We start from the raw sequence: 22,577 nt of genomic DNA on the forward strand, positions 1-22,577 counted from the left end.
CTCAATCGCATCGCTTAAATTCTGTGCTTTAGACTCTAATTATCAGCATTGGCTATGTGATTCTGACGATTCTAAATCGGATTGATTCATCTCAACCACTGAACTTCTCTCATCCAACTTAATAAACAGAGCAAGCGCACCCATTGCAGCCATACCCCAGAAAATGTTCGCTCCCCATCGCTCATACCCCCAGCCACTTAAGGTGGTCATGAGTGCGATAAAGGCCCCGAGAGGGATCGCGTTATACAGAGCTTGTAGTGCCACCATCTTGTTCTGTTCTTGAGATTGAATGTATTGAATCGCGGCAATATGTGCCATAGCAAACGTCACGCCATGCAGAAGCTGAACGAGAACCAAAGCAACAATGGCGGTCGTCGAAGCCGTGATCCCCCAGCGAGCTATCACACCGAGTGCAGCAATGACAAACAGAGTACGCAGTGACCAGCCTGAGAATAATCGCTTACTTAGCGCAAACACCGCCACTTCCGCGACCACGCCTAAACTCCACAAATAACCAATAATCGCTTCAGAGTGCCCGGCTTCTTTCCAATAAATCGCACTGAAGCTGTAATAAGCCGCGTGACTCCCTTGCAACAATGCCACCAAGGCTAAAAATTTCACCACTGACGACTCACGCAGCAGTTCACCTAGTTTTGGTCGCGCCGCTTGTTGCTCAGATTGCGTAACTGGCATCACATTAGGATTTCGCATCGCCAGAACCAATGACAACAACACCCCGGCAAGCGCCGTATACAAAATCATATCAGTGCCAAATTGTGCCACCAAATAACCGACAACCGTTGAACCGGCGATAAAGGCAATCGACCCCCAAAGGCGAGTTCGCCCGTAATCAAGCATCTTCAGACGACTGTAATGGTTCGCCATCGCATCCGAAAGTGGAACGATCGGTCCACAGCATAGGTTAAACAGTACCGTGGCAAGTAACATCAATAAAAAGCTGCCGCCGGTAAAGAAGTAGAACCCAACAAACAGTAACGCAGCAAAACTGAGACAACGTAAGGCAGGCATTAAATGTTCCACTTTATGAATACGTGGCGTAATCACTAAGTTAGCCACACAACGAGTTGCAAAGCCGATACCAATCAATACGCCAATATCACCCGCAGACACGCCTTGGTTTTCAAACCACAGCGCCCAAAATGGCAAATAAACGCCATAGGCAAAAAAGAAACCAAGAAAATACTGAGAGATCCAGCCATAGGGAGAAGGACTAAACATGCATAACCTATAAAGTGTGCGAAAAAAGCAGCACCAATTATGCCTATCTCACATGCGATGAAAAAGGGAATTATTACTGAGATAGTATTTCCGTATTCAATGGATTTGGATATCGCATTTCAATGAATCATTTCACACTCACCGATACCCACACTCGCATTTAGACTAAAGTCGTCTGGAGCTTCTCTGGTATTTTGTCAGACTGATTAAAGACGCCCATTTCTTGTTGTGATGCTTATGCCTGACAAATTTAATATGCAGCACCCACCCTTCAATAGCCTATCCGACGTGGAACAGTTGAAGCTTCGTGCTTCATTAGACGTAGTGTATTACTGCTCTCAGGAAGTGATACTGGAAGCTGATAGGCCAAGCCGACACCTGCACATTTTAATCAAAGGGGCTGTTGAAGAGCGCGCGAGCAGTGACGGTGAGATTTACGCTCACTATGCCAATGAAGATATTTTTGATGTCCGCAGTCAGTTTGAACCTCACACTAAACACCAATATATCGCGCTCGAAGATACATTAAGTTATCTGCTGCCCACCGATATTTTTCTCGAGCTTTACCACGCTAACGGCCAATTCGCCGCCTACTTTGATAGCAACCTATCGACACGTAAAGCACTGATTGAAGCAGCCCAGCAACAGCAAAATCTAGCCGAGTTTATATTGACCAAAGTGGATGACTCTATCTATCACCCACCACTGATACTTGAACCAAACCAACCTATCAACCAAGTCACTCAAACCCTTAAAGAACAAGGCTTGGACTCGGCTCTCATTCATTTAGAACATAATGATCCAAAAACTTTTGGATCATTATGTTCCTTACCATATGGAATCGTCACTCGAACCAATTTATTGCACGCTGTAATGCTCGATGATTTCCCGCTGGATGCACCCGTTGGTGAGATCGCAACGTTTCCAGTGATGCACGTGAACCAAGGCGATTTCCTGTTTAACGCCATGATTACCATGACCAGAAATCGAGTAAAAAGGTTGATGGTTTGTGATGGTAAAAATGCGGTCGGCATGGTGGATATGACACAGATCCTCAGTGCATTCTCCACACACTCCCACGTTCTCACTTTACGTATTGCACGCGCCACCAGCGTTGAAGAATTGGCAATGGCCTCTAACAAACAGCGTCAACTGGTCGAAAGCTTACTCCGTAATGGGATTCGAACACGCTTTATCATGGCGCTGATTTCTGCGGTTAATGAGCAGATCATAGAGAAGGCTTTTGAGTTGATTATCCCGCCAGCACTGCATAATCACTGCTGCCTCATCGTGTTAGGTTCCGAAGGTCGCGGCGAACAAATTCTCAAAACCGATCAAGACAACGCACTAATCATTCAAGATGGTTTGCAGTGGCATCAATGCCAAAGTGCGATGAACGATCTCACTCATACCCTTCAACAATTGGGTTACCCACTGTGCCCGGGCAATGTGATGGTCAACAATCCGAAGTGGGTACACTCAGAACAAGAGTGGAAACAGACCCTCACCCGTTGGGTAAAAAAAGCCACGCCAGACACCGTAATGGATATTGCGATCATGGCAGATGCACACGCAGTGGCGGGTAATAGAGAGTTATTAAAACCAGTCAAACAGCACCTCAGTGATTTAATGCTAGGACAGGAACTGATTTTGGCGGAATTCTGCCGCCCGGCGCTGAACTTCTCGGTTCCCCTCACCCTATTTGGCAACGTCAAACAATCCAAGTCAGGGCTCGATATCAAACAAGGTGGTATTTTCCCTATCGTGCATGGTGTGAGAGCGCTTTGTCTGGAGCATGGTGTCACCGTAAACAATACCTTCAAACGTCTTGAACAGTTGGTCAGCCAAAAAGTACTCGAGCAAAGTACCGCGGATAATCTCAGTGAAGCGCTCAAGCAATTCTTTAAGTGGCGCTTAGCCCAAAGGCTTTCTCAGCAGCACAGCAGCACAGCAGCAACAAGATTAACGTCAAACTGATGGAGCGGGCAGACAGAGATCTGCTTCGTCATAGCCTGCATGTGGTGAAGAAATTCAAGCAATGGCTCGGCTACCACTATCAGATACGGGATTAGGCGATTGAACGATGAATAGGTTAGTTCGCTATTGCTGGTACCACAAGCTCAAAGGCTCTCTTTACCAGCCTCTGTTTACTGCGCCTATTGATCATGAATATGTATCGCTCGATTGTGAAACCACCAGCCTAGACCCCAATCAGGCGGAGTTAGTCACCATCGCCGCAACAAAGATCATCGGTAACCGCATCATAACCAGCCAGCCCTTTGAGGTTCGGCTGCAAGCACCTCAATCGCTCGATTGCAATTCAATCAAAATCCACCGCATTCGCCATCAAGATCTAAAGCACGGCATCGAAGAAAAACAAGCTTTAATCGAACTGCTCGAGTTTATCGGTAACCGCCCTTTAGTCGGCTACCACATCCGCTATGATAAAAAAATTCTCGACCGAGCCTGCTTAAAACAGCTCGGATTTCCACTGCCTAACCGATTGATCGAAGTGAGTCAGCTTTATCAAGATAAACTGGAAAGACAGCTGCCCAACGCCTATTTCGATCTCAGTATCGACGCCATCTGTCGCCAACTCGATTTGCCTATCCCGGTCAATAAACATGATGCATTACAAGACGCTATCTCCGCTGCACTGATTTTCGTTCGCCTGAAACATGGTGACCTGCCCCGTTTCAACTCTTCATATTCTTAATTCAACCACAGCCTCTTCACATAGAGAGCAACCTCTCAAAAATGAACTTAACTCGCTATTTTGTAAGTGAAAAACTGCGTCTCATCCTAAAGTCTAATTGTGAAAATCGCCATCCTAGCCGAGAGTGATAGCACAAAGACAGTCCTGAAATTGACTTAAAAACTGAACACAAAGGAAGTTGCCAGTTCATTAGGAATGTAGGCACAAGGAGAGATGCAATGAGTGAAGCCCACGTTTATCCGGTAAAAGACAATATTCAATCAACCACACACGCGGATAATGACACTTACCTAGCCATGTACCAGCAATCGGTTTCTGACCCTGAAGGCTTTTGGGGGGAACACGGAAAAATCGTGGATTGGATCAAGCCTTTCACACAGGTAAAAAACACCTCTTTCGATCCTGGCCACATTGATATTCGTTGGTTTGAAGACGGCACGCTTAACGTTTCGGCTAACTGTATCGACCGCCACCTTGCAGAGCGCGGTGATGAAATCGCTATCATCTGGGAAGGCGATGACCCGGCTGATGACAAAACTCTAACGTTTAATGAACTGCACAAAGAAGTGTGCCTATTTTCGAATGCTTTAAAAGAGCAAGGCGTACGCAAAGGGGATGTGGTTTGTTTATACATGCCAATGGTGCCAGAAGCGGCAGTAGCCATGCTGGCGTGTACCCGTATCGGGGCGGTTCACACAGTAGTATTTGGTGGTTTCTCACCAGAGGCACTGTCTGGTCGTATTATCGACTCCAATTCTAAAGTCGTTATCACGGCTGATGAAGGCGTGCGTGGCGGCCGTGCGGTTCCACTGAAGAAGAATGTCGATGAAGCACTGACCAACCCTGAAGTGAAAAACATCGAGAAGGTTGTGGTATTCAAACGCACTGGCGGTGATGTGGCTTGGCACGAACACCGTGATGTGTGGTGGCACGATGCAATTGCTAATGTATCTGCAGATTGCCCACCAGAAGAGATGAACGCCGAAGATCCACTATTCATCCTTTATACGTCAGGCTCAACAGGTAAACCGAAAGGCGTTATGCACACCACAGGTGGCTACCTTGTCTATGCAGCGATGACCTTCAAATACGTATTCGATTACCAAGAAGGCGAGACTTTCTGGTGTACAGCCGATGTGGGTTGGATCACCGGCCACACTTACCTGGTTTACGGCCCCCTCGCCAATGGTGCAAAAACCATTTTATTTGAGGGTGTGCCTAATTATCCAAACACCAGCCGCATGAGTGAAGTGGTCGATAAGCACCAAGTTAATATTCTTTATACTGCGCCAACAGCTATTCGTGCACTGATGGCGAAAGGCAATGAAGCCGTTGAAGGTACTTCACGTGACAGCCTAAGAATTATGGGCTCTGTGGGTGAACCCATCAACCCAGAAGCGTGGGAGTGGTACTACAAAACAATTGGTAATGAGCAGTCTCCGATTGTTGATACATGGTGGCAAACAGAAACGGGCGGTATATTAATCTCACCACTGCCGGGGGCAACAGCCCTAAAACCGGGCTCAGCGACTCGTCCATTCTTCGGCGTACAACCCGCGCTGGTTGATAACATGGGTAACATCATTGAGGGTGCAACAGACGGCAACCTCGTAATCCTCGACTCTTGGCCGGGGCAAATGCGTACTGTTCACGGTGATCATGACCGCTTTGAACAGACTTACTTCTCAACCTTTAAAGGCATGTACTTTACCAGTGATGGAGCTCGTCGTGATGAAGACGGCTACTATTGGATTACGGGCCGTGTCGATGACGTACTGAACGTATCGGGTCACCGTATGGGGACCGCTGAGATAGAATCAGCTCTCGTCGCATTCGATAAAATTGCAGAAGCTGCGATTGTCGGTATTCCTCATGATATTAAAGGCCAAGCCATTTATGCATACATCACACTCAATGATGGCGAGTTCCCAACGGCTGAACTTCATAAAGAAGTAAAAGACTGGGTACGCAAAGAGATAGGCCCAATCGCAACACCCGATGTTCTGCATTGGACAGACTCACTGCCAAAAACTCGTTCAGGTAAGATCATGCGTCGTATTTTACGTAAAATTGCCACCGGCGATACCAGTAACCTCGGTGATACATCAACCCTCGCCGACCCAAGCGTGGTTGATAAACTGATTGCCGAAAAAGCAGAACTTGCCTAAATAATAAAGCGCATCGGCGACTTACTGTTTAAACCATTCCGCCTTAAACCGTCACCTCTGTGGCGGTTTTTTTATGGTTGCTCTTGATCTCAAATCTCTTCGATAAAATTAAGGTCATTGCTTTTTTTTGTTAAGTTGATAACAATTGAATTCAACGCTCATAGGAGATTAGACCAGTAAATTGCTGCGATTTGCGCTGAATTAGCTATAATCTGGTTCTAATTTTTAAATTTGGGTTTTTCTCACTGGAAATCAATCCCAAATTTTCAATAAAATGGCAACATTCACGTTCGTAAACACGATAAAGGAAGATAGCCCCATAATGTCTACAAAGTTTCGCATTCTAGTTTTAAATGGCCCAAACCTTAACTTGTTAGGCCTTAGAGAGCCGGCACACTATGGCTCTCAAACACTTGACCAGATTATTAGCTCATTGACCGAGCAAGCGAAAGCACACGATGTTGAGCTGTCTCACTTACAGTCAAATCGTGAGTATGAACTGATTGAAGCTATCCATAGTGCTTATCAAAATGTTGATTTTATTATTATCAACCCAGCGGCCTTTACACATACCAGTGTGGCACTGCGTGATGCATTACTTGGAGTTGCAATCCCATTTATTGAGGTTCATCTATCGAATGTTCATGCGCGTGAACCATTCCGTCACCACTCTTACCTCTCTGATAAAGCAGAAGGGGTGATTTGTGGCTTAGGTGCCCAAGGTTATCAATTTGCTTTGACCGCTGCACTCAGCAAGCTCAACGCAAAGTAAACATAAACAACAAACTATTACTAACCTACTCCGTCATAGAGTAAGTTCAATTAACAGATAAAGAGAAAGAAACAATGGATATTCGCAAAATCAAAAAGCTAATCGAATTGGTTGAAGAGTCTGGTATTTCTGAGCTAGAAATCTCTGAAGGTGAAGAGTCAGTACGAATCAGTCGTAACAGCACAGCACCTGTCGCACCGGTTCAATATGCAGCGGCTCCAGCTCCAGCCGCCGCTCCAGCTCCAGCCGCCGCTCCAGCTCCAGCCGCCGCTCCAGCTCCTGTAGCAGCACCTGCTGTAGCGGAAACACCTGCGGCACCAACAGGCCACCAAGTTCTTTCTCCAATGGTTGGTACTTTCTACGGCGCGCCAAGCCCTGATGCCAAACCATTCGTTAAGGTTGGTCAATCGGTTACTGCCGGCGAAACACTATGTATCGTTGAAGCAATGAAAATGATGAACCAAATCGAAGCTGACAAGTCTGGTGTTGTCACGGCAATTCTACTTGAAGATGGTCAACCAGTAGAATTCGATCAAGCTCTAGTAATTATCGAATAATAGAGAGCACTCATTATGTTAGATAAATTAGTCATCGCGAACCGCGGTGAAATTGCACTGCGTATTTTGCGTGCATGTAAAGAACTGGGCATTAAAACGGTAGCGGTTCACTCAACCGCAGACCGCGACCTTAAGCACGTACTGCTTGCGGATGAAACCATTTGTATCGGTCCAGCTCGTGGTATCGATAGCTACTTGAACATTCCTCGTATCATCAGCGCGGCTGAAGTGACTGGTGCTGTCGCTATTCACCCTGGCTACGGCTTCCTATCTGAAAATGCCGACTTTGCAGAACAGGTAGAGCGCAGTGGCTTTATCTTCGTTGGTCCTAAAGCTGAAACCATTCGCATGATGGGTGACAAAGTGTCAGCTATCACGTCAATGAAGAAAGCGGGCGTACCTTGTGTACCTGGCTCTGACGGCCCTCTTGACGACGACGACGCGAAAAACAAAGCGCACGCTAAACGCATTGGTTTCCCTGTAATCATCAAAGCATCGGGCGGCGGCGGCGGTCGTGGTATGCGTGTTGTTCGTTCTGAAAAAGAGCTAACAGAAGCCATCGCAATGACTCGTGCTGAAGCAAAAGCCTGTTTCAACAACGACATGGTTTACATGGAGAAATTCTTAGAAAACCCTCGTCACATTGAAGTACAAGTGCTTGCAGATGGTCAAGGTAATGCTATCCACCTAGGTGAGCGTGACTGTTCTATGCAGCGTCGTCACCAGAAAGTTGTCGAAGAAGCACCCGCTCCAGGTATCACTGAAGAGATGCGCAAGTACATCGGCGAACGTTGTACTCGTGCGTGTATTGAGATTGGATATCGCGGTGCTGGTACATTTGAATTCCTATACGAGAACGGTGAGTTCTACTTCATCGAAATGAACACTCGTATCCAGGTTGAGCACACGATTACTGAAATGGTAACAGGTATCGACCTAGTGAAAGAGCAGCTGCGTATTGCTGCCGGTCAGCCTCTATCATTCACTCAGGATGATATTAAGCTACGCGGCCACTCAATCGAATGTCGTATCAATGCTGAAGATCCTGTTCGTTTCCTACCTTCACCAGGTAAGATTGAACGTTTCCACGCACCAGGCGGCATGGGCGTACGTTGGGAATCTCACATCTACACGGGTTACACAGTGCCACCACACTACGATTCAATGATTGGTAAGCTGATCACTTACGGTGAGAACCGTGATGTGGCTATTGCTCGTATGAAGAACGCATTGGGTGAGATGATTGTTGAAGGAATCAATGTCAACACTGCACTACAACTCGCGATAATGAACGACGAAAACTTCCAACACGGTGGTGCAAACATCCACTACCTTGAGAAGAAGCTTGGTCTGCAATAGAAGCTAGCCATCGGTAATACGTTCTCTGTAGGACGGTAATAAATGCTCACTTAGGTGGGCATTTTTGTTTTTAAACACTCGTGAAAATCCCCGCCATAATCCCTCTTATAATCCACGGTGTTTTGATGAATTTGCTCATATTTTCTGCTAGACTCCCCATCCAATTTTTCTCATATAGAAGATGCAGCCATGCCTTGGATTCAAATCAAGCTTAATGCGACCAATGAAAATGCCGAACAGATCGGCGACATGTTAATGGAAGAGACAGGTGCTCTTTCCGTAACTTTCCTTGATGCACAAGATACCCCTGTATTTGAGCCTCTGCCGGGTGAAACTCGCCTTTGGGGTGACACTGACATTCTCGCGCTTTACGACGCTGAGACTGATACAGGCGTTGTCCTAGCACAGATTAAAGCCAGCAACATGTTCCCTGCGGACTTTGCTCATAAAGTAGAGCAAATTGAAGACAAGGATTGGGAGCGTGAATGGATGGATAACTTCCACCCAATGAAGTTTGGTGAGCGTCTTTGGATCTGCCCTAGCTGGCGCGATATCCCAGAACCAGACGCTGTAAATGTAATGCTGGATCCCGGTCTTGCATTTGGTACCGGTACTCACCCAACCACCGCATTGTGTCTTGAGTGGCTTGAAGGTCTCGATCTAACAGGCAAAACGGTTATCGACTTCGGTTGTGGTTCTGGCATCCTAGCAATTGCTGCGATCAAACTGGGCGCCGCAAGAGTTATCGGGATCGACATTGATCCTCAAGCTCTGCTGGCCTCAAAAGATAATGCACAGCGCAACGGCGTGGCTGATCAATTAGACGTGTTCTTACCACAAGATCAACCGGAAGGTTTGTTAGCGGACGTCGTCGTTGCCAATATCCTTGCCGGTCCATTACGCGACCTATCAAGCATCATCAAGGGCCTAGTTAAGCCAAATGGTGTGCTCGCCATGTCGGGCGTTTTAGATACCCAAGCGGAAGATGTCGCGACATATTATCGTGATGAGCTTCACATTGATCCAATTATCGAGCAACAAGAGTGGTGTCGAATCTCTGGTCGCAAACAAGGCTAGACAAGACTTTCAGCGCTAATTGATTGAATTTTATGCTAATTACAAAAACAAATTGTAAATGCTCAAATATTAGTCTTTTCACGCAGCGAAAAAATGCGTAAAATGCGCGCCCTTGCTGGTACAGAACTGTGATGACGTTTTGAAAATCGGAAATTATCAACTTAAGAACAATCTAATCGTCGCTCCAATGGCTGGCGTAACGGATAGACCATTCCGTGAGTTGTGTCTTCGCTATGGTGCGGGGATGGCCGTCAGTGAAATGATGTCCTCCAACCCGCAAGTTTGGAAAACGTCAAAGTCTCAGCAGCGTATGGTACATGAAGGCGAATCGGGCATTCGTTCAGTACAAATCGCTGGTGCGGATCCACAGCTTATGGCCGAAGCTGCTCAATTCAATGTTGCTAACGGTGCGCAAATCATCGATATCAATATGGGTTGTCCAGCCAAAAAAGTGAATAAGAAGCTTGCGGGCTCAGCCCTACTACAGCATCCAGAACTCATCGAAGATATTCTGAAAGCGGTGGTAAATGCTGTCGATGTTCCAGTAACGTTGAAAACGCGCACGGGCTGGGATACAGACAATCGAAACTGTGTCCAAATTGCTAAAATAGCCGAACACTGTGGCATACAAGCTCTTGCCCTTCACGGGAGAACTCGCGCTTGTATGTACAAAGGTAAGGCAGAATACAAACACATTAAAGCGGCAAAACAAGCCGTATCTATTCCGGTTATCGCTAACGGTGATATCGATAGCCCGGAAAAAGCGAAGTTTGTGCTGGAGTACACTGGCGCTGACGCTTTAATGATAGGTCGACCTGCCCAAGGACGTCCTTGGATTTTTAATGAAATCCAACACTATTTGGAAAACGGCACCACGATGGATCCGCTCCCGATTTCGGAAGTGAAAGACATCATGCTTGGTCATGTGAACGCTCTCCATGAGTTTTATGGTGAGTTTTTAGGCCCCCGAATTGCCCGCAAGCATGTGGGTTGGTACCTAAAAGAACATGAACAAGCGAGTGAGTTTCGCCGTACCTTCAACGCATTCGAAGCAGGTGATCTGCAGCTTGAAGCGCTCGAAGGTTTTTTTGATAACGTTGCACCATAATTACGAGAAGAGCTAGACCGAATATGTTCGAACAAAATCTGACTTCAGAAGCATTGACAGTAACTACAGTTACATCACAAGACCAAATCACGCAGAAGCCACTACGTGACTCAGTTAAAGCATCATTGAAAAATTACCTTGCTCAATTAAACGGTCAAGAAGTCAGCGAGTTATACGAATTAGTATTAGCTGAAGTTGAACAGCCACTACTAGACACTATCATGCAGTACACTCGCGGCAACCAAACTCGCGCAGCAACCATGATGGGTATTAACCGCGGTACTCTTCGCAAGAAACTTAAAAAATACGGCATGAACTAATCGTTCTTTCGTAATTTTTTGAATTGAAAGCCGAGCTCATTTTTTGAGCTTGGCTTTTTTTTTGCCCGGTCGATAGTGTCGCTGAGAGCAGACTGTACGGGAGATGCCCCTCCTCTTGATACAACACCGGTTAGCGGCAACAGCGCCCTTTGTCGACGTTGGCTGAGTCTAAGGCTGCCAGAATCGAACAATGGCTTGCATCATCGTCTACATGGCCACAACACGCATCATTAATCTTTTTAAGTGCGGTACGAATCTTAGTTAACTCGGAAATCTTCTCATCGATCATCTCTAGTTTTGCTGAGGTAATCGACTTCACTTCGGCGCAACTGTGCTGTGTTGCTTCTAGGCGAATCTCAAGCAATTCTTTAATCTCATCCAAACTTAGCCCCAACGCTTTAGATTTGAGAATAAACGTCACCTGTTTCTGGTTATTTTCATCATATAGACGATAACCCGATTCACTGCGACCAGCTGGCGCGATCAGGTTATTCTTCTCATAAAATCGTAAGGTATCGGCTGTCACGCCACATCTTTTCGCTAATTCACCAATCTGAAACATGTTCTGTCCTATTCTTTCGTCCATTCCACGATTAACCTTGTTGTTACTTTTCAAGCTGAAATGACACTTTTCATAATTAATTTTGAGATGCCAAACGATTGCGCGAGCTTTTTTGTAATAAATTAGTTAGAATCTGCGCCATCAAATTTGGTGTTGGTTATCTTATCGCTTAATCATAAGACGAACCCAAAAGGTCTTTACCAAAACTGACCAATATTTTATCTCTTACTGGTATCTAAGATACTCCACGCTGAGAAGATAGAAACAAGTTCTTTTTTGGCAAATATCTTTATTTTAACCCCATGAATTTGAGGAAATGGAAGCATGAATAACGCTCGTCCAATTCGCCGCGCTCTCATCAGCGTATCAGACAAAACTGGTATCGTTGAATTTGCACAAGCTCTTACTCACCGTGGTGTAGATATCCTATCTACCGGTGGCACTGCTCGCCTGCTTGCTGAAAAAGGCATCTCTGTTACAGAAGTATCTGACTACACTGGTTTCCCAGAAATGATGGATGGCCGTGTTAAGACTCTGCACCCAAAAGTTCATGGTGGTGTTCTAGGCCGTCGTGGTCAAGATGATGACGTGATGGAAACTCACGGTATCAACCCTATCGATATGGTAGTTGTAAACCTATACCCATTCGCAGAAACCGTGGCTAAAGAAGGTTGTACCCTTGCTGACGCGGTTGAGAACATCGACATCGGTGGCCCAACAATGGTTCGCTCTGCAGCGAAAAACCACAAAGACGTGACTATCGTTGTTAACGCACACGACTACGAGCGTGTTGTGGCTGAAATGGACGCGAACGAGCAATCTCTAACGCTAGAGACTCGCTTTGATCTCGCTATCGCAGCATTCGAGCACACCGCTGCTTACGACGGCATGATCGCTAACTACTTCGGCACTATGGTTCCTAGCTACGGTGAGAACAAGGAAGGAGACGAAGAGTCTAAATTCCCTCGCACGTTCAACCAGCAGTTCGAGAAAAAACAAGACATGCGCTACGGTGAGAACAGCCACCAGGCAGCCGCATTCTACGTTGAAGCAAACCCTGAAGAAGCATCTGTTTCTACTGCTCGCCAAATTCAAGGTAAAGCCCTTTCTTACAACAACATCGCTGACACTGACGCTGCACTTGAGTGTGTGAAAGAGTTCGATGAGCCAGCATGTGTGATCGTTAAGCACGCTAACCCATGTGGTGTTGCACTAGGTGAAGACATCCTAGAAGCTTACGACCGCGCATTCAAAACAGACCCAACGTCTGCATTTGGCGGCATCATTGCTTTCAACCGTGAGCTAGACGCGGCAACAGCAACGGCTATCACTGAGCGTCAATTCGTTGAAGTTATCATTGCACCATCAGTTTCTGCTGAAGCAGTAGAAATCGTAGCGGCTAAGAAAAACCTTCGCCTACTTGAATGTGGTGAGTGGACAACGAAGACGACTGGCTTTGACGTGAAACGCGTTAACGGTGGCTTACTCGTTCAAGACCGCGACCAAGGTATGGTGTCTGAAGATGACCTGAAAGTGGTGTCTAAACGTCAACCAACCGCTGAAGAATTGAAAGATGCCCTATTCTGCTGGAAAGTCGCGAAATACGTGAAATCTAACGCGATTGTTTACTCGAAAGGCGATATGACGATTGGGGTGGGTGCTGGCCAAATGAGCCGCGTTTACTCTGCGAAAATCGCTGGCATCAAAGCGGCAGACGAAGGTCTACAGGTTGAAGGTTGTGTGATGGCATCTGACGCGTTCTTCCCATTCCGTGACGGTATCGACGCGGCAGCAGAAGCGGGCATCAAGTGTGTTATCCAACCGGGCGGCTCTATGCGTGATGACGAAGTTATCGCAGCTGCAGATGAACACGGCATGGCGATGATCTTTACGGGCATGCGTCACTTCCGCCACTAATTCTCTTGTCATCATTGGGGCGGTAACTGCGTTGACTACGCTCGCTTACCCTAATCACATAGCGGGCTATGCTCATAGGGATAAGCTCGCTTGTCGCCTTGTTAGCGCTCCCACTGATTTAAAGAGACCTCAAATAGTTGAATGACGTAAGCACCGACTACTTTGAGCAAGACTTATAATTTTGTTTTTTTAAATATTCCAATATTTGAAATACGTAGAGCAAGTCAGAGACTTTAGTTCAAGGAAAACACGCGGAGCTTATGACCATAAGTGAGCATGTTTGACACAGAAATAAAGGCTCTGAAGCAGCTATAAGGATTTTAAAACATGAATGTACTAATTATTGGTGCCGGCGGTCGTGAGCACGCACTAGGTTGGAAAGCAGCACAAAACCCAAACGTTGAAACAGTCTTCATCGCTCCAGGTAACGCAGGCACTGCCCTTGAGCCGAAACTTGAGAACGTAAACATCGGCGTTGAAGACATCGCTGGTTTAGTCGCGTTTGCTCAAGAGAAAAAAATCGAACTGACTATCGTGGGCCCAGAAGCACCATTAGTCATTGGCGTGGTTGACGCATTCCGAGAAGTGGGTCTGCCTATTTTTGGTCCAACTCAAGCGGCAGCACAGCTTGAAGGTTCGAAAGCATTCACTAAAGATTTCCTAGCTCGTCATGACATCCCAACGGGTTACTACGCCAACTTCACTGAGATTGAGCCAGCTCTTGCTTACGTACGTGAGCAAGGCGCTCCAATCGTAGTAAAAGCTGACGGTCTTGCGGCGGGTAAAGGCGTTATCGTTGCGATGACCCTTGAAGAAGCTGAAGACGCAATCAAAGACATGCTAGCGGGCAACGCATTTGGCGAAGCTGGCAGCCGCGTGGTTATCGAAGAGTTCCTTGAAGGCGAAGAAGCAAGCTTCATCGTAATGGTTGACGGTTCTAGCGTTCTTCCTATGGCCACCAGCCAAGATCACAAACGTGTTGGCGACAAAGACACGGGGCCTAATACTGGCGGTATGGGGGCTTACTCTCCAGCTCCAGTTGTGACGCCTGAAATCCACAACCGTATCCTTGAGGAAGTTATCTACCCAACGGTACGTGGTATGGACGCAGAAGGCGCACCTTACACGGGTTTCCTTTACGCAGGCCTAATGATCGATGCTGACGGCACCCCTAAGGTTATCGAATACAACTGCCGCTTCGGCGACCCTGAAACGCAACCTATCATGATGCGTATGGAGTCAGACCTTGTTGAACTTTGCCTAATGGCTATCGACGAGAAACTCGACCAAGCCGAATCAAAGTGGGATCCTCGCGCGTCTATCGGTGTTGTTCTTGCGGCTGGCGGTTACCCGGCTGACTACGCAAAAGGTGACGTTATTTCACTCCCAACAAGCGAAGTTGAAGGCCAAAAGATTTTCCATGCAGGTACGACAAATAACGAAGCTGGCGATGTGGTGACAAACGGCGGTCGTGTACTGTGTGCTACCGCACTGGGTAACACGGTTTCTGAGGCTCAGGAGCGCGCCTACGCGTTAACTAAGCAGGTTAGCTGGAATGGTATGTTCCACCGTAATGACATAGGTTACCGTGCGATTGCGCGCGAGCAAGAGCAGTAATCCACTGCATCACTCGTATAGTTCCGTATAAGCAGTACTGAATAACAAGAAAAGGCGCCTTAATCGGCGCCTTTTTATTGCTTAGTCTTTTGAACTCTACTTTTTGAGCAATGATGGTCTTGTCACACAACCATGGCTACCATCACCTAACATCAATAACTCTTTAACCGTCACGTTACTCCGTGAATTGCTGCCAAGAAATGCGGCATAGCTTTTCACAGGTGCTAAGCTATCGGTCGCGAAACTTGGTAAGGGTTGATTGAACTCAAAGCGAACAAGCTCATCCTCTGAGCAGACATCAAAAGAGTGACCATTCCAGTAACCCTGAATCATTCTTAGCCCCTCATCATTTTGCTCCCTGACGGTTTCTAGAACTGACCGAGCTTCTGCCTGATAGTTTTCAAGCTGCTTTGTTTGAATGGGTAATACCTTACTACCGAGACGATACTGTTGATACACAGCTTCGCCTGACTTATTAAAGCGTACGTGGACATGGTAAGGAACCCGCTCAATCGATGCATTTCGCTGTTCGCCTTCACGAACAAATTCGCGAAGTATACCGTTCGACCAGACATAATCGGTTTTGTACCAACCGTAATCGCCCATAATGACGTAGTCAGCGGAGGTGTGAGGTTGTGTTGATTGGTTAGTAACCCAGTAGAAACTTGTCGCGTCGCCCATAACTTGGCCGCCGGTGTAGGTTTCGAATTGCTCTAAACTTGTGTGAGGGCTTGTTGAAGAACAGCCAATAAGAAATGTAGATAACAGTGAAACGAGAATGAATGCTTTTTTCATAAAAACCTGTACCGAGGTGAAATACGACTACCTCGGTACAGTTTAGATTATTTCACAGAATCTTTCAGTGCTTTACCTGCTACAAATGCAGGAACATTTGCCGCAGCGATTTGGATCTCATCGCCCGTTTTTGGGTTACGACCCGTACGAGCTGCACGGTGGTTTACTTTAAAAGTACCAAAACCAATTAGCTGAACTTGATCGCCATCTTTAAGCGCATCTGTAACACCGCCAAGAGTCGCCTCTAGAGCCGCTTTCGCTTGCGCCTTTGAAAGGTCCGCTTTTTCAGCAATAAAGTCGATTAATTGAGTCTTGTTCATTTAGGTTTCCCTTCTTTGTAATTTTGAATTCAATTCACTCTAAAACATAAATGCCCTATCTGGCAAAGGTTTGTCGTCGATCTTTAGCTCTAATGCCGTAGTTTTAGCCACAATATGAGTAATAACTCACAATTTGTTACTGATTTTCTACAGCGACCCCTTGTTTAAAAGGGCTTGAGAGTGAAATTAATGATGACCTAACGAGTATTTATTCTCTATAATCCACGCTGAATCGCTGCTAAAGCGTACAATTTAATTTAAGGGCAAACATGCTGCTGCTAACTATTTACGTCTCCATTGCTATTGGAGTTTCTTTCATTTGTTCTGTTTTGGAAGCTGTACTTTTGAGTATTAGTCCGAGCTACATTGCTCAACTAAAACAAAATGGGCACCCTGCAGCAAAGTCTTTAGACAAACTGAAAACAGATATTGATCGCCCACTTGCGTCAATTTTAACGCTCAACACCATTGCACATACTATCGGCGCGGCGACAGCAGGTGCACAAGCGGCGGTCGTTTTTGGTAGCCAATGGTTAGGCGTCTTCTCTGCCGTGCTAACACTGGGTATTTTAGTCTTATCTGAAATTGTTCCCAAAACCATTGGTGCAACCTACTGGCGTCAACTGGCTCCAACGTCAGAAAATGTGCTTCGTTGGATGGTATTCTTCCTGACACCGTTTGTATGGTTCTCTGAGCAAATCACGAAGCGCCTAGCTCGCGGTCACCAAGCACCAAAAATGCGAGAAGAGCTATCGGCGATGGCGATTTTGGCAAAAGAGAGTGGTGAGTTTGCAGAAGGCGAATCAAAAATTCTGAGTAACCTACTGGGTATTCAAGATGTCCCTGTGACTCAAGTCATGACACCGCGCCCCGTGGTATTCCGTGTTGATGCAGAAATGAGTGTAAATACCTTCCTAGAGCAACATAAAGATACGCCATTCTCACGTCCACTGGTTTACAGCGATCAGAGCGACAACATTATCGGTTTTGTTCACCGCTTAGAGCTGTTTAGATTGCAGCAAGCAGGTTGTGGTGAGAAAGCGTTAGGTGAAGTCATGCGCCCTATCCATGTACTGCTGAACAACATGGGCTTAGCGAAAGCCTTTGACCAGATGATGGCAAACCGCCTACAACTGTCTTTGGTTGTGGACGAGTACGGCACCATTCAGGGCATCATCACCCTAGAAGATATCTTTGAGCACCTAGTGGGCGAAGAGATTGTCGACGAGGCGGACAAGACGACTGACATGCAAGAACTGGCGTTCCAACGCTGGGAAAAATGGAAAGAAACACACGGTGTTATCGAAAACCGCGATGACGAGGATGAGCAAGAGCAAGACACTCCAACTGACAACCACTCTTCAGACACAAAGTCAGCGGATGACAACAACGAATCCAAAGATAAGGCATCAAAAGACAAAGTGCAGAACGAAGACAAAAAAGACGCTTAATCTCAATGTGATACCGTCAAATGCAACAAAGGCTCCCTAGGGAGCCTTTGTTTTTATTCATGTTTTGGTGCTATTGCGAATTATAACGCAACACCAATGTTACTGACTGGATCTTCACGCAGTTCGTGGCGTAGATCTTTGATCAGCTCTAAGTCACGCTCCGTCGTTTCACGTAGAGGTCGGAAAATCGCCCACTGAACGTCCCACTCTTCGCACACCGCTTCGTTTTCTTTCTGGTTTTCGTTCGTCACTTCATCTGCGCCTTGAGCAAACTCAAGCTCAGCAACCGTCTTCACCGATTGTTGACTGACTTTAATGACCGCTTCAAGCATATGTTCACGGTCAAGCAGACCATGAATGAGCGTCGCCAAACCTTGGCAGGCGTCCATTGCTGGATAAACCCCATAAAAATCAAAATCATCACCGCTAGGGAAGAGCTCTTCTACTTTTTCAAGTTGACGCTCAAAGTTCACCTTTGCCGTTTTAACCGTTAAAATTTCCCAGACACTATCCAAAACATCACGATAAATTCGATCTTCCGCAAATTCGGTATTCTCACAAAACATGGCATAGTTAGGGTACATACGCTCACATAGACACGCCATAAAGGTAATTTGTTGCCAAGGTTCTAACTTTTCAAGACGAACCTGCAATGGATTCTGAAGCATAGTCACTCAATAATTGCAGAAAAAGACAGCGAAAGTGTACTTGATAAACCCTGAGGGGAAAAGATAAGCCGATGAACAATTTTACGAATAAGCTCTATATTCTTACTGAGCATGACGATACCTATACGCAACTGATTCTAAACCAGGAGTTACCCGATCTAGAAATCACTCAAACCCCCGAATCAGCACAGATTGTATTAGCGTCACCGCCCCTAATCGCACAGCACCTCAACGAGTTTAAAGAGCTAGACTGGGTACAGAGTACCTATGCTGGCATCAATAAACTCACTCAGCCAGATCTGCGTCAGGACTATACGCTAACCAACGTCAAAGGCATCTTTGGCCCGGCTATCGCAGAATACGTATTGGGTTACACAATCAGTCACTGTAGACACTTCCCTCATTACCACCAGCATCAACAACAACGAAACTGGCAGCCACAGCTTTATACTGGCCTAACTGACAAAACTATGGTGATTTTAGGAACAGGCTCAATCGGCAGTCATTTAGCAAAAACCGCGGCGGCTTTTGGTATTCATACCATAGGTGTCAACCGTACCGGCATCCCATCCAAACAAGAAACCTTTAAAGAGACTTTCCACATCAATGAGATAGAGGCTGCCCTTAAGCAGGCCGATATTGTGGTCAACACCTTGCCATCAACCGCTGAAACCTATCAGCTATTGAACCAAACCACGTTAGGTTACTGCTCTAATGTGTTGCTGTTTAATGTCGGTCGAGGGGAAAGCATCGACAATAAAGCCTTGTTGCTCGCCATAAAAAACAGATGGGTAGAACACGCATTTTTAGATGTGTTTGAAAGTGAGCCCCTCTCTCAGGAACACCCTTTCTGGAAACTACCGCAAGTCACCATCACTCCACACATCGCTGCACTCAGTGAGCCAAGACAAGTCGTCGAGATCTTCGCCGAGAATTACAAACAGTGGCGAGATGGCTTTACACTGAATCATGTCATCGATTTTGACAAAGGTTACTGATGCACTCTTCGCTACTGAAAGAGGTTCGTCAATAAAAAAGCGCCGTTGGTTCCCCAACAGCGCTTTCAATAAACTGACTCAGAATTACTTGTGGTAAGGCTTAGACAATTCGTGAACAGCGTCAACGAATACGCCTGCGTTCTCTGGCGGCACATCTAAGTGGATACCGTGGCCAAGGTTAAATACATGACCTGTACCGCCGTCGCCAAAGCCTTCAAGAATGCTGCCCACTTCTTCACGAATACGTTCAGGTTGAGCGTAAAGCATCGAAGGGTCCATGTTACCTTGCAGTGCCACTTTGTCGCCGATGCGAGCTTTTGCGTCTGCGATGTTGATTGTCCAGTCTAGGCCAACCGCATCACAGCCCGTTGCTGCGATAGACTCAAGCCACATCCCGCCATTTTTAGTAAACAGAGTCACTGGCACACGACGACCTTCATTCTCACGGATTAGACCATCAACGATTTTGTGCATGTATTGCAGTGAAAATAGATTATAGTCACGAGGCGTCAGTACCCCACCCCAAGTATCAAAGACCATGACCGATTGAGCACCCGCTTTAATTTGCGCGTTCAGGTATTCGATAACACTGTCAGCCAACTTATCTAGCAGCAGGTGTAGGGTTTGTGGTTCTGCGTACATCATCTTCTTGATCTTAGTGAACGCTTTAGAGCTTCCACCTTCAACCATGTATGTCGCCAGTGTCCATGGACTGCCCGAGAAACCGATCAGTGGCACTTCGCCTTTTAAATCTTTACGGATCTGACGAACCGCATTCATTACGTATTGAAGCTCGCCTTCTGGATCCGGTAGGCCAATCTTCTCTACGTCCGCTTTACACGTGATAGGACGCTCAAATTTAGGACCTTCGCCCGTTTCAAAGTACAAGCCTAAGCCCATCGCATCAGGGATGGTTAGGATGTCAGAAAACAAGATTGCCGCATCAAGCGGAAAACGACGCAAAGGTTGAAGCGTGACTTCTGATGCCAGCTCCGCATTTTTGCATAAAGACATGAAATCGCCGGCTTCAGCGCGCGTTGCTTTATACTCTGGAAGATAGCGGCCAGCTTGGCGCATCATCCATACCGGTGTGTAATCAACAGGCTGTTTCAAAAGTGCGCGTAAATAGCGATCGTTTTTTAATTCGGTCATTCCGTTAAATTCCAATTCAATCTTGTCTAGTTTTAATGGCAAGTATTCTAACACTGATTAATAGGTAAAAGCTGTGTGCTTTGCAACCTAGATCAAGTTATTAACTTTTAAATCAATGGTTAATTTGCACCCACTTAAGAGAGCATGTTAAAAATTTGTTTGCTAGCGAAAATTACAATTATAACATCTGAGTAGTCACTACTCAGCATCTCATAACGACATCTTACTTACCCCCTCCACTCGTGGAGGGTTTTTTTTAACTTTTGGCTCCCATCAGCCAAGTACACTTGGGATCTCTTTGGGCTCAAGTTAATAATCAACCTTCTTACCAGCTAAACTTTCAGCATCACATCATCAACCGTTTTTTCGATCAATTGCCTTGCGATGGTTCCGGCTGGGGCAACATCAGGTAAATTGGTGACATCAAACCATTGAGCATCTGACAATTCACTGTAATCGGGCTTGAGCGTGCCACCAGCATAATCGGCGAGAAAGCCCATCATCATACTCGACGGAAACGCCCACGGCTGGCTGCCAAAGTAACGAATATTGTCCACATCGACCCCCGTCTCTTCTTTGACTTCTCTTGCCACACACTGCTCTAAGGTCTCTCCAACCTCGAGGAAACCTGCAATCACGGTGTACATCCCTGTTTTATGCCTTGGGTGCTGAGCAAGCAATATCTTGTTGTCGTTTCGTACCGCGACAATGATGCACGGGAAAATGCGAGGGTAATGGAGCGTTCGACAATCTCCGCACTGCATCGCCACCTGATTGTGATTGAGATGATTACGACCACCACACTGAGGACAAAAACGTATGCTCTGCGTCATGTGCCCATACTGGATCGCTTTACTTGCCATCAGAAATTTCGATTCAGGCCAGTGCAGCAAGTCTCTTAGGCTGACCATATTCAGCTCATTCTCCACATCACCATCGTTGAGCCAATACACCTTACGACCCTGATACTGACCAATGCAAATAGCATGCTCGACACTCAGCCCTAACTCTTCAGCTGAGCCAAAAGGAAATTGGTCATCATTGACCCAAATATCACTACCAGAAACGACGCACCAATAAGCTTGATCTATCATTTCATTATCACTTTTATTTAACATCCTTATGCCTCATTGCTTGCAGTTCGTTCATTTTACTGGCAATCTAATTTCATACTAGAGTGATAGCAGAGAATAATTCAAACTATTACTTTTAGTCGCTACCAATAAAACGGACCCTGCTTAGGCAATTACTTGATCACAAGGTTGTGATCAGATCATGAGGACATGGTCATGCTAAATAAATTCAAACAAGTACAACAACAATGGGGTGGCTCCAATGAGGTCATCGATCATTGGCTCGAAACTCGACAGTCTCTAATCGTTGAGTATTGTAAGCTTGCTGCTCTAAAGCCTTCATCATCAAAAACACCCTCTATCACTGAACTTCCCACTCCAGAAGCGCTCCAAAAATTCAGCCAACATCTTGTGGATTACATCTCTGAAGGCCACTTTAAGATCTATGACATGGTGATGGATAGATGGCAGTCTACTGGCTTCAAAGCAACAGACGAAATTAACCAATCATATGGTCACATCGTTCTGACCACGGATCCACTGCTCAACTTCACCGATAAATACGCAGCCATTGAAGCGACCGATACATTAGAAAGCTTTGATAGCGAGCTATCACTCGTTGGTGAGATTCTTGAGGCGAGGTTTGCGGTTGAAGACAAGTTGATACAACAAATTGCCGACAGCCTAGCGGTTCCACCAGGGGCTTAA

20 protein-coding genes and 1 pseudogene are annotated in these 22,577 nt (G+C 46.2%); 14 read left to right on the forward strand and 7 right to left on the reverse strand.

Going from position 1 to position 22,577, the window contains the following annotated elements; genetic code table 11:
• Positions 1–42 precede the first annotated feature (42 nt).
• Entirely contained in the window at positions 43–1,239 is a 1,197-nt protein-coding gene (locus tag L4B77_RS08045; protein ID WP_429749653.1) for a 3-phenylpropionate MFS transporter, read from the reverse strand.
• A gap of 231 nt (positions 1,240–1,470) precedes the next feature.
• On the opposite strand from L4B77_RS08045, the pseudogene L4B77_RS08050 reads away from it, so the two are divergent.
• The 9 genes and pseudogenes from L4B77_RS08050 to fis all read left to right on the forward strand — a co-directional run bounded on the left by L4B77_RS08050 (position 1,471) and on the right by fis (position 11,316).
• Positions 1,471–3,311, forward strand: a pseudogene (locus L4B77_RS08050) (DUF294 nucleotidyltransferase-like domain-containing protein).
• 11 nt (positions 3,312–3,322) lie between these two features.
• Positions 3,323–3,955, forward strand: a complete 633-nt coding sequence (locus L4B77_RS08055) for a 3'-5' exonuclease (RefSeq protein ID WP_429749655.1) — start codon at positions 3,323–3,325, stop codon at positions 3,953–3,955.
• A gap of 218 nt (positions 3,956–4,173) precedes the next feature.
• Positions 4,174–6,123: an acetate--CoA ligase gene (acs, locus tag L4B77_RS08060; RefSeq protein WP_429749657.1), complete on the forward strand. Its 1,950-nt coding sequence runs from the start codon at positions 4,174–4,176 to the stop codon at positions 6,121–6,123.
• 322 nt (positions 6,124–6,445) lie between these two features.
• Complete coding sequence (aroQ, locus tag L4B77_RS08065) at positions 6,446–6,895, forward strand: type II 3-dehydroquinate dehydratase (RefSeq protein ID WP_429749659.1); 450 nt, start codon at positions 6,446–6,448, stop codon at positions 6,893–6,895.
• 74 nt (positions 6,896–6,969) lie between these two features.
• Complete coding sequence (gene accB, locus L4B77_RS08070; RefSeq protein WP_429749661.1) at positions 6,970–7,452, forward strand: acetyl-CoA carboxylase biotin carboxyl carrier protein; 483 nt, start codon at positions 6,970–6,972, stop codon at positions 7,450–7,452.
• A gap of 15 nt (positions 7,453–7,467) precedes the next feature.
• Positions 7,468–8,811, forward strand: coding sequence for an acetyl-CoA carboxylase biotin carboxylase subunit (accC, locus tag L4B77_RS08075; RefSeq protein WP_429749663.1), 1,344 nt, complete (start codon positions 7,468–7,470; stop codon positions 8,809–8,811).
• Between the two features lie 189 nt (positions 8,812–9,000).
• On the forward strand, positions 9,001–9,888 hold the full coding sequence (prmA, locus tag L4B77_RS08080) for a 50S ribosomal protein L11 methyltransferase (protein ID WP_372067260.1): 888 nt from the start codon (positions 9,001–9,003) through the stop codon (positions 9,886–9,888).
• A gap of 139 nt (positions 9,889–10,027) precedes the next feature.
• The gene (gene dusB, locus L4B77_RS08085; RefSeq protein WP_261838320.1) at positions 10,028–10,996 is read left to right on the forward strand and encodes a tRNA dihydrouridine synthase DusB; all 969 of its coding nucleotides are present in this window, start codon (positions 10,028–10,030) and stop codon (positions 10,994–10,996) included.
• A gap of 23 nt (positions 10,997–11,019) precedes the next feature.
• Positions 11,020–11,316, forward strand: a complete 297-nt coding sequence (gene fis, locus L4B77_RS08090; protein WP_004729744.1) for a DNA-binding transcriptional regulator Fis — start codon at positions 11,020–11,022, stop codon at positions 11,314–11,316.
• Between the two features lie 130 nt (positions 11,317–11,446).
• Here fis and zntR read toward each other — a convergent pair whose 3' ends face one another.
• Positions 11,447–11,878, reverse strand: coding sequence for a Zn(2+)-responsive transcriptional regulator (zntR, locus tag L4B77_RS08095; RefSeq protein ID WP_261838321.1), 432 nt, complete (start codon positions 11,876–11,878; stop codon positions 11,447–11,449).
• A gap of 324 nt (positions 11,879–12,202) precedes the next feature.
• Between zntR and purH the strand changes: the two genes are divergently transcribed.
• Complete coding sequence (gene purH / locus L4B77_RS08100; protein ID WP_429749666.1) at positions 12,203–13,795, forward strand: bifunctional phosphoribosylaminoimidazolecarboxamide formyltransferase/IMP cyclohydrolase; 1,593 nt, start codon at positions 12,203–12,205, stop codon at positions 13,793–13,795.
• 327 nt (positions 13,796–14,122) lie between these two features.
• Entirely contained in the window at positions 14,123–15,412 is a 1,290-nt protein-coding gene (gene purD / locus L4B77_RS08105; protein ID WP_429749668.1) for a phosphoribosylamine--glycine ligase, read from the forward strand.
• Positions 15,413–15,508: 96 nt separating this feature from the next.
• On the opposite strand, the gene L4B77_RS08110 is transcribed toward purD, so the two are convergent.
• Together L4B77_RS08110 and hupA are read right to left on the reverse strand one after the other, a co-directional pair.
• Positions 15,509–16,207 (reverse strand): DUF1481 domain-containing protein, encoded by a 699-nt coding sequence (locus L4B77_RS08110; RefSeq protein ID WP_429749670.1) that lies wholly within the window; start codon positions 16,205–16,207, stop codon positions 15,509–15,511.
• A gap of 47 nt (positions 16,208–16,254) precedes the next feature.
• The gene (gene hupA / locus L4B77_RS08115; RefSeq protein ID WP_004729753.1) at positions 16,255–16,527 is read right to left on the reverse strand and encodes a nucleoid-associated protein HU-alpha; all 273 of its coding nucleotides are present in this window, start codon (positions 16,525–16,527) and stop codon (positions 16,255–16,257) included.
• Positions 16,528–16,796: 269 nt separating this feature from the next.
• On the opposite strand from hupA, the gene L4B77_RS08120 reads away from it, so the two are divergent.
• A complete protein-coding gene (locus tag L4B77_RS08120) occupies positions 16,797–17,978 on the forward strand; it encodes a CNNM domain-containing protein (RefSeq protein ID WP_429749673.1) in 1,182 nt (393 codons plus the stop codon).
• Positions 17,979–18,058: 80 nt separating this feature from the next.
• On the opposite strand, the gene L4B77_RS08125 is transcribed toward L4B77_RS08120, so the two are convergent.
• Positions 18,059–18,646: a YjaG family protein gene (locus tag L4B77_RS08125; protein ID WP_429749675.1), complete on the reverse strand. Its 588-nt coding sequence runs from the start codon at positions 18,644–18,646 to the stop codon at positions 18,059–18,061.
• Between the two features lie 71 nt (positions 18,647–18,717).
• Between L4B77_RS08125 and L4B77_RS08130 the strand changes: the two genes are divergently transcribed.
• On the forward strand, positions 18,718–19,644 hold the full coding sequence (locus tag L4B77_RS08130; protein WP_429749677.1) for a D-2-hydroxyacid dehydrogenase: 927 nt from the start codon (positions 18,718–18,720) through the stop codon (positions 19,642–19,644).
• 84 nt (positions 19,645–19,728) lie between these two features.
• Here L4B77_RS08130 and hemE read toward each other — a convergent pair whose 3' ends face one another.
• On the reverse strand, positions 19,729–20,796 hold the full coding sequence (gene hemE / locus L4B77_RS08135; protein ID WP_017060530.1) for a uroporphyrinogen decarboxylase: 1,068 nt from the start codon (positions 20,794–20,796) through the stop codon (positions 19,729–19,731).
• A gap of 332 nt (positions 20,797–21,128) precedes the next feature.
• Entirely contained in the window at positions 21,129–21,914 is a 786-nt protein-coding gene (gene nudC, locus L4B77_RS08140; RefSeq protein ID WP_429749680.1) for an NAD(+) diphosphatase, read from the reverse strand.
• A 165-nt stretch (positions 21,915–22,079) separates the two neighbouring features.
• On the opposite strand from nudC, the gene rsd reads away from it, so the two are divergent.
• Positions 22,080–22,577 (forward strand): sigma D regulator, encoded by a 498-nt coding sequence (gene rsd / locus L4B77_RS08145; protein ID WP_429749682.1) that lies wholly within the window; start codon positions 22,080–22,082, stop codon positions 22,575–22,577.

Origin of the sequence: Vibrio minamisatsumaniensis (assembly GCF_050337445.1) — a bacterium.
In the GTDB taxonomy this organism is placed as follows: Bacteria; Pseudomonadota; Gammaproteobacteria; order Enterobacterales; family Vibrionaceae; genus Vibrio; species Vibrio artabrorum.

What these genes read in the sequence shown, in the direction of transcription:
- hemE (WP_017060530.1), bottom strand. Translation starts at nt 20,796, where the DNA reads ATGACCGAATTAAAAAACGATCGCTATTTACGCGCACTTTTGAAACAG.
- aroQ (WP_429749659.1), top strand. Translation starts at nt 6,446, where the DNA reads ATGTCTACAAAGTTTCGCATTCTAGTTTTAAATGGCCCAAACCTTAAC.
- L4B77_RS08110 (WP_429749670.1), bottom strand. Translation starts at nt 16,207, where the DNA reads ATGAAAAAAGCATTCATTCTCGTTTCACTGTTATCTACATTTCTTATT.
- purD (WP_429749668.1), top strand. Translation starts at nt 14,123, where the DNA reads ATGAATGTACTAATTATTGGTGCCGGCGGTCGTGAGCACGCACTAGGT.
- rsd (WP_429749682.1), top strand. Translation starts at nt 22,080, where the DNA reads ATGGTCATGCTAAATAAATTCAAACAAGTACAACAACAATGGGGTGGC.
- prmA (WP_372067260.1), top strand. Translation starts at nt 9,001, where the DNA reads ATGCCTTGGATTCAAATCAAGCTTAATGCGACCAATGAAAATGCCGAA.
- nudC (WP_429749680.1), bottom strand. Translation starts at nt 21,914, where the DNA reads ATGTTAAATAAAAGTGATAATGAAATGATAGATCAAGCTTATTGGTGC.
- L4B77_RS08055 (WP_429749655.1), top strand. Translation starts at nt 3,323, where the DNA reads ATGAATAGGTTAGTTCGCTATTGCTGGTACCACAAGCTCAAAGGCTCT.
- L4B77_RS08130 (WP_429749677.1), top strand. Translation starts at nt 18,718, where the DNA reads ATGAACAATTTTACGAATAAGCTCTATATTCTTACTGAGCATGACGAT.
- L4B77_RS08125 (WP_429749675.1), bottom strand. Translation starts at nt 18,646, where the DNA reads ATGCTTCAGAATCCATTGCAGGTTCGTCTTGAAAAGTTAGAACCTTGG.
- fis (WP_004729744.1), top strand. Translation starts at nt 11,020, where the DNA reads ATGTTCGAACAAAATCTGACTTCAGAAGCATTGACAGTAACTACAGTT.
- acs (WP_429749657.1), top strand. Translation starts at nt 4,174, where the DNA reads ATGAGTGAAGCCCACGTTTATCCGGTAAAAGACAATATTCAATCAACC.
- hupA (WP_004729753.1), bottom strand. Translation starts at nt 16,527, where the DNA reads ATGAACAAGACTCAATTAATCGACTTTATTGCTGAAAAAGCGGACCTT.
- zntR (WP_261838321.1), bottom strand. Translation starts at nt 11,878, where the DNA reads ATGTTTCAGATTGGTGAATTAGCGAAAAGATGTGGCGTGACAGCCGAT.
- L4B77_RS08045 (WP_429749653.1), bottom strand. Translation starts at nt 1,239, where the DNA reads ATGTTTAGTCCTTCTCCCTATGGCTGGATCTCTCAGTATTTTCTTGGT.
- accB (WP_429749661.1), top strand. Translation starts at nt 6,970, where the DNA reads ATGGATATTCGCAAAATCAAAAAGCTAATCGAATTGGTTGAAGAGTCT.
- accC (WP_429749663.1), top strand. Translation starts at nt 7,468, where the DNA reads ATGTTAGATAAATTAGTCATCGCGAACCGCGGTGAAATTGCACTGCGT.
- purH (WP_429749666.1), top strand. Translation starts at nt 12,203, where the DNA reads ATGAATAACGCTCGTCCAATTCGCCGCGCTCTCATCAGCGTATCAGAC.
- L4B77_RS08120 (WP_429749673.1), top strand. Translation starts at nt 16,797, where the DNA reads ATGCTGCTGCTAACTATTTACGTCTCCATTGCTATTGGAGTTTCTTTC.